The 4,413-nt window shown below is 37.9% G+C and carries 4 protein-coding genes and 1 pseudogene; 1 reads left to right on the top strand and 4 read right to left on the bottom strand.

What is annotated here, in order from left to right:
- Window positions 1-194: 194 nt before the first annotated feature.
- The 4 genes from V7014_RS08280 to nagA form a co-directional block, all read right to left on the bottom strand.
- Window positions 195-896 carry an N-acetylmuramoyl-L-alanine amidase gene (locus V7014_RS08280; protein ID WP_335506051.1) on the bottom strand — a complete coding sequence of 234 codons (702 nt, stop codon included), beginning with the start codon at window positions 894-896 and terminating at the stop codon, window positions 195-197.
- Between the two features lie 239 nt (window positions 897-1,135).
- Entirely contained in the window at window positions 1,136-1,858 is a 723-nt protein-coding gene (locus V7014_RS08275; RefSeq protein WP_335506055.1) for a GntR family transcriptional regulator, read from the bottom strand.
- 31 nt (window positions 1,859-1,889) lie between these two features.
- The gene (gene nagB, locus V7014_RS08270) at window positions 1,890-2,621 is read right to left on the bottom strand and encodes a glucosamine-6-phosphate deaminase (RefSeq protein ID WP_335506049.1); all 732 of its coding nucleotides are present in this window, start codon (window positions 2,619-2,621) and stop codon (window positions 1,890-1,892) included.
- A gap of 33 nt (window positions 2,622-2,654) precedes the next feature.
- Window positions 2,655-3,842, bottom strand: a complete 1,188-nt coding sequence (nagA, locus tag V7014_RS08265) for an N-acetylglucosamine-6-phosphate deacetylase (RefSeq protein ID WP_335506046.1) — start codon at window positions 3,840-3,842, stop codon at window positions 2,655-2,657.
- A gap of 141 nt (window positions 3,843-3,983) precedes the next feature.
- Here nagA and V7014_RS08260 point away from each other — a divergent pair.
- Window positions 3,984-4,103 (top strand): annotated as a pseudogene (locus V7014_RS08260) (zinc ribbon domain-containing protein); the annotation flags it as partial.
- Window positions 4,104-4,413: the final 310 nt, after the last annotated feature.

Below are 4,413 nucleotides of genomic sequence, written 5' to 3'. Positions count from 1 at the left end.
CGGCCCGTTTAGCCCCGATGGCATAAGACGAATCACACAGGAAATCCTGATTTCCGAAGTGATTTGGCTTATGACATGAGGGGCTGGCCGATGAAGCTGGACAATCGAATCGCTTGTCAGCTCTTCGTGTATCCTTTATCTCAGTCGAATGGCTCCAGTCCATACGGAGCTAAACGGGCGCTTCCTATTTTCTACTAATGCTTTTCATAAATGATATATGGTTCGTATCCTTGCTTTTTTAAATTTTTCGCTAATGAATCTGCTAGCTTCTTGCTTTTGAAAGCTCCTATTTGGACTTTGTACGAGCCTGTTGCTGGAATATTACTAACAGGTGCTGATGATTTCTTTAAATTGTATTCCTCAGCTATTGCTTTGGCAATCGCTTCACCACATGCTTTACGATAGGTTTCCGACTTAAGTAATTTTACTTCCGTACTGTTAGTCATAAAACCACATTCGACAAGAATAGCTGTCATATTTGTTTCACGAAGCACATAAAAGTCAGCGGTTTTAACACCGCGATTGTTTAAACCAGTTGCAATAACTAAGTTTTTTTGTGCTTTTTCTGCTAGTGTTCGTGATTTCTGGCTGGCTGAGTTAAATATATACGTCTCTATTCCTGAAGCGCTATGCCATTCTAAACCATTACCTGCTGCGTTTGAATGAATAGATATAAAGCAATCTGCTTGTAGAGTGTTGGCTTTTTGAATTCGTGTTTTTAATGCTACATCTTGTAGATCACTATGGGTGAAAATGATCTTAATATTTTCATACGCTAGAAGAAAATTGCGAGCATAAGAAGCAATTGATCGGTTAACTTCATATTCTTTTAATCCATCGGGACTTCTTTTGCCGGCTGTACTATAACCATGCCCAGCATCCAAAACGATTTTCATTTTTCCCCTCCTTTTAATTGATAGGTTGTCTTATTTTGCTCGCTGTCCAACCTTACATCTGCCTTTCTAAAAAGTACAGGTGAAGATTTTCTAACTCGTCTTATTATGATATGAAGGCTCGTACGAAAAGTAGCGCCCATACAAGAAAAAAGAGGCTGTGTAAACAACCTCTTTTTTAGAAGGGAGATATTTGATTTGTACATGTATTAAGTACATTTTGCGTACTTCTGTTTAACTTATTATCGTTTTAACTGATTGTAAAAGCGATAGCGATCGGCTCTAAATGAAGATTTTACGTATTCAAAAGGTGTATCATCTTCTAAATAGGATGTTTGAATAATGCGTAAGACAGGGCTATCTTTCTCAATCAGTAAATACTTTGCTTCGTAAGAGCTTGCCGCAATTGCTTCTAGTTCCTGGTGGGCATCCTTAATCTTGAGTGATAAATCGTCCTCAATAAATTGATAGATGGAATCCATCGCTTGCTCCTTTGTTAAACCTTTCGTTAAATGTATAGGCATATAAGCGGTTTCTAGAGCCATTGGTAAATTATCGGCAAGGCGAATACGTTCGATTTGTAAAACTTCTTGACCTGGTTCAATCTCAAGCCTTTTAGCCACTGCACGACTTGCAGGAACTGTATCGTATGATAGTATTTGGCTACTCGGAGTTAATCCACGCTCTATCATATGCTCAGAGAAGCTCGTCAACCCTTGTAGCACTTGTTCGACTTTTCGTTTGTTGACGAATGTCCCAGTTCCTTTCTTTCGGTACAGGAAGCCTTCGTTTACAAGGTTTGTTAATGCTTGTCGAACCGTCATTCGACTTATTTGATATTGTTCAGCGAATTCCCGTTCAGATGGAATAGCTTGATCCGGTTGTAAATAACCAGAATCAATCTGGCTCTTCACTAGCTCTTCTAGCTGGTGATAAATGGGTACGGGTGATTTTTTATCAATCATCATGATTTTTATTACTCCTTGAAAAGATCCTTTAAATCAATTGTAAAGCATCTTGGTCTGCGATAATTGTTACTTTTTTGTGTAAACGTAAAGCAGACGCAGGGAACTCCTCAGAAATTTCTCCATATACAAGGCGTTTAATGGCTTCTGCTTTCGAAGCACCTGATGCTAGGAGAATAATTTCTTTGCTATCCATTATGCTTTGGATTCCCATTGTTACTGCATGAGTTGGTACTTCATCAATGGTATCAAAATAACGTGCATTAGCTTTGCGAGTGCTTTCAGCTAATGTAACCACATGTGTTCGACTTTTAAAAGATGTGCCTGGCTCATTGAATCCAATATGTCCATTGTGACCAATACCTAAAATTTGCATATCTATTCCACCAATATCATGGATATAGTTTTCGTACCTTATAGCCTCTTCTTCCATGTTTGGTGCGATTCCATTAGGAATATTAGTCTGATTTAAGTTTACATCAATATAGTTAAACAATTTTTCTCTCATGAATGTAAAATAACTGTTTTTATCATCTCTGTCTAGACCTATATATTCATCTAAATTCACTGTTCGTACTTCTTTGTATGAAGTTCCAGCTATTTTGTAGTCTTGTATCAAGTTCTTATATAAACCCTCTGGTGTACTTCCAGTAGCTAATCCTAATACGATCTTAGGATTTTCTCTTACATTATTAATTATTTTTTGTGCTGCAAGGCGGCTCATATCTTCATAGTTTTCTGTACGTATGATTTCGAATAGCATTCTATGCACCTTCTTAGACGAGTATTTTTAAAATCATTTAGTCTTTTTAAAAGCGATTTTTCCCCGACAAATAGTCATAACTATGTCCAGTTTATCATTTAGTACAACTATATCAGCATCTTTTCCTATTGTAATACTACCTTTACGATTATATACATGAGCTTGTTTCGCTGGATTAACGGAAGCTAGTTTAATAACATCCTGCAATTCAAGTGTCGTGAAGTGGAGCATGTTTTTTACGGAATCAATCATTTTAAGAATACTTCCCGCAAGTGTGCCATCTTCAAGAGTTGCTTGACCATCAGCTACAATGACTGGCTGGCCACCTAATTCATAACGACCGTTCTTTAAGCATTTAGCCCGCATGGAATCTGTGATAAGCAATGCTCCGTCTGTCCCTTTAGCATTGATTGCCAGTTGTATCATTTCTGGACAGATGTGAATGCCATCTGAAATCAGTTCTACTTTTAATTCTTTAAATAATAGTGCTGCACCAGCTGTTCCCGGTTCGCGATGATGAAGTCCACGCATGCCGTTATATAGGTGCGTTACCTGAGTTGCTCCAGCTGCAACAGCATCTTTCACTTCAGCATAGGTTGAGTCTGTATGTCCAATTGAAGCCGTTACATTATGGTCTGCAAGATATTGAATGAATTCCATGCCATTTGGCATTTCAGGAGCAATTGTTACTAATTTGATTGTACCATCTGCTTCATGTTGCCATTTATTGAATACTTCTATATTAGGCTCTAAAATATGCTCTTCAGGTTGAGCGCCTTTCTTATCTGGATTAATGAATGGTCCTTCTAAATGAATACCGATTACTTCTGCTTCAGCTCGATCATGAGCGACCTTTTGATAAACTGCAGCATTTTGTAATGCTGCAACAATTTTATCTTCAGCTTGAGTCATAGTTGTAGCAAGAAAGCTTGTTGTACCTTCTTCTGGTAAGCGCATAGCCATTGTCTGTAGCGCTTCTGGAGTGCCATCCATTGTATCAGCTCCACCTGCACCATGAATATGAACATCAATAAATCCAGGAATGATTTTTGTTCCTACTTCCAGTGTTAGAATCTCTGCATTTTCTAAGAAATGTTGTGGCAGGTTTTTTACTTTACCTACTTCGAAGATTTTACCTTCAGTAAGCAGAATATAACCGTTTGTTAAGACTTCGTTTTCTAGGTATATATCAGCATTTTTTAATAGGATGCTTGAATTCATGATGAACCTCCCAATATATGTTTATATACTATATATTTTATCATTTTCCGACAGAAGACTCCTTCCTTAATCGTGTGAAGGGCATAGCCCAACAATAAGTGGGAGATGAATGTCGGTTAGGCATTAGCCTAAAGTTTTTTTGACCTTCGTAAGTGGGACTGCCCTTCTTGTGGCACACATCACGACAGGGATATTAATGCAGGACAAAATCTTAAAAATGAAGCGATAAGACTTCTAACCGTAGGGACTACGGGGATAGCCTATCCCATTAGAAACCGATACGTTTCTTTATGTAGGAATCCCCCACCATTTACGAAAGTGATTTTCTTTCGTAAATGGTGGGTAGTTCAACAATTCAGATAACTGGACTTCTATACCAGTGTCTAAGAAACATATGTGTAAATCATGCCAATAATGATTTTATTTTTAAAAAATTGGTTGTTATTCCTTTGAAGTAGAGTGATTCTAAGTCGAGATCCGAGCTCTAAACGCCTAGTGAACTTCACACTTTTTCTTACGATAAGTCAACTAAGAAATGCTGAAACGGCCCGTTTAGCCCCGACAAGCATAA

The sequence above is a fragment of the Bacillus sp. JJ722 genome (assembly GCF_036963345.1).
Classification (GTDB): Bacteria; Bacillota; Bacilli; order Bacillales; family DSM-1321; genus Bacillus_AD.
The sequence above is the reverse complement of the archived record's forward strand: the minus strand, read 5'-3'. Positions and strand labels throughout refer to the sequence as shown.

What these genes read in the sequence shown, in the direction of transcription:
- V7014_RS08280 (WP_335506051.1), bottom strand. Translation starts at nt 896, where the DNA reads ATGAAAATCGTTTTGGATGCTGGGCATGGTTATAGTACAGCCGGCAAA.
- V7014_RS08275 (WP_335506055.1), bottom strand. Translation starts at nt 1,858, where the DNA reads ATGATTGATAAAAAATCACCCGTACCCATTTATCACCAGCTAGAAGAG.
- nagB (WP_335506049.1), bottom strand. Translation starts at nt 2,621, where the DNA reads ATGCTATTCGAAATCATACGTACAGAAAACTATGAAGATATGAGCCGC.
- nagA (WP_335506046.1), bottom strand. Translation starts at nt 3,842, where the DNA reads ATGAATTCAAGCATCCTATTAAAAAATGCTGATATATACCTAGAAAAC.